This window comes from Polynucleobacter sp. 39-46-10, assembly GCF_002282275.1.
In genome coordinates this window covers 1-1,581 of record NZ_NCJB01000443.1, presented here as the reverse complement: position 1 = coordinate 1,581, position 1,581 = coordinate 1, and the positions used below count along the sequence as shown (strand labels likewise).

Sequence of the window (1,581 nt, the reverse complement as noted above, 5' to 3'; positions counted from 1 at the left end):
GATGACACCCTCACGGCAGATGATGCCTATCGTCTAGCTTGTGAGGGCACTGCCATCCTTTGGCGAGGTGATTTCCAAAATGCCCGTCAGTTGTTACAGGCCTTGGTAAGGCGCGTTGATAAGCCCTCTAAGAAATCTAAGCGTGCTGGAAAGAGAGCAGATCAATCTTCCGGTGATCTTCAATCACCAACCTCGATTGATCTATTTAACAAGCATCGTTTGATTCAGTCCCAGCGCGCGCGAATATTGGGAATGTTATTGATTGAATGCAATGCTGATCACTCCATCTCCTTGCGAAGAGCGCCTGATGTTTCGGTGGCTTGCCAAGAGGCATATGGCCCCACTACTGAATCCTATGTGATTTCCTTGCGTGAGCTCTTGGGAGTGATCAGTGCACATGAGTGGCGTAAAAATGGTGTACCCGTTCTCGCTGATGAGGAAGGCGAACCTATTTTTATATACCCCCATTATGGTGTTTTCTCGCCGATACGCGGGGAGTATCTCGAGTTAGTTTGTAGTGTTCCGTTGCCTAAATTACTCGAAAAAGAGTCCATCGCTTTTGATATCGGCGTAGGGACTGGTGTGTTGTCAGTTATCTTGGCAATGCGAGGCGTACAAAAGATTGTTGCCACTGATCAAGATGATCGAGCGCTTGCTTGTGCTAAAGAAAATATTAAGCGATTGAGTTTGGATTCCAGCATCCAAATCATCAAGGCTAATTTATTTCCGCAAGAGAAGGCGTCTTTGATTGTTTGCAATCCTCCATGGATACCTGCAAGACCGAGTTCCACTTTGGAGCATGCTGTTTATGACCCTGAGAGCCAAATGCTGAAAGGGTTTTTGGGTGAACTAAAAAACCATTTACTACCCGATGGAGAGGCTTGGTTAATTTTGTCTGACTTAGCCGAACATCTCGGATTAAGGACTAGAACAGAATTACTGGAGTGGATTGGGGCAGGAGGGCTTAAGGTAATTGGTCGTATTGATACTAAGCCAAAGCACCATAAGCCTTTTGATCAATCTGATCTTCTGTACTTTGCAAGATCTGCCGAAACCACTTCTCTGTGGCGCCTAGCAATCCAATAAAACTAGCCACTTAGAGTGGCTATCGATCCTGTATTGCTTATTTTGCAAAGAGCTGACTAGGATCTTCAAATGCTTTGAATTCAAGAGCATTGCCAGCAGGATCTAAAAAGAACATGGTGGCCTGTTCGCCCACCATTCCCTTAAAGCGAATTTGCGGTTCAATGATGAACTTGATGCCGCTATGCGTTAATTTTTCAGCTAATGCATGCCAATCCGGCATCGTGAGAACAACCCCAAAATGTTTTACTGGAACTTGATGTCCGTCAACCTCATTTGAGCTTGCATGACCGCATTCTTCAGGGGCAAGATGAGCAACGAGTTGATGTCCAAAGAAATCAAAATCAATCCATTCGTCTGAACTGCGCCCTTCTGAACAGCCTAAGGTAGTGCCGTAAAAACTGCGAGCTGCCGCTAAGTCATTAACTGGAAAGGCAAGATGGAATGGCTGGATGGTTGACATGGGTACCCTTATATTTGCTTTGACTGTAGTTTTTC

The 1,581-nt window shown here is 45.4% G+C and carries 2 protein-coding genes; one reads left to right on the top strand and one right to left on the bottom strand.

The window, feature by feature from the left end:
• Window positions 1–1,086: class I SAM-dependent methyltransferase (locus B7X71_RS16620; RefSeq protein ID WP_293601550.1), on the top strand; the 1,086-nt coding region annotated here is incomplete at its 5' end.
• A gap of 37 nt (window positions 1,087–1,123) precedes the next feature.
• Here the strand turns inward: B7X71_RS16620 and B7X71_RS16615 are convergent.
• Entirely contained in the window at window positions 1,124–1,546 is a 423-nt protein-coding gene (locus B7X71_RS16615; protein ID WP_293599029.1) for a VOC family protein, read from the bottom strand.
• Window positions 1,547–1,581 lie beyond the last annotated feature (35 nt).

What these genes read in the sequence shown, in the direction of transcription:
- B7X71_RS16615 (WP_293599029.1), bottom strand. Translation starts at nt 1,546, where the DNA reads ATGTCAACCATCCAGCCATTCCATCTTGCCTTTCCAGTTAATGACTTA.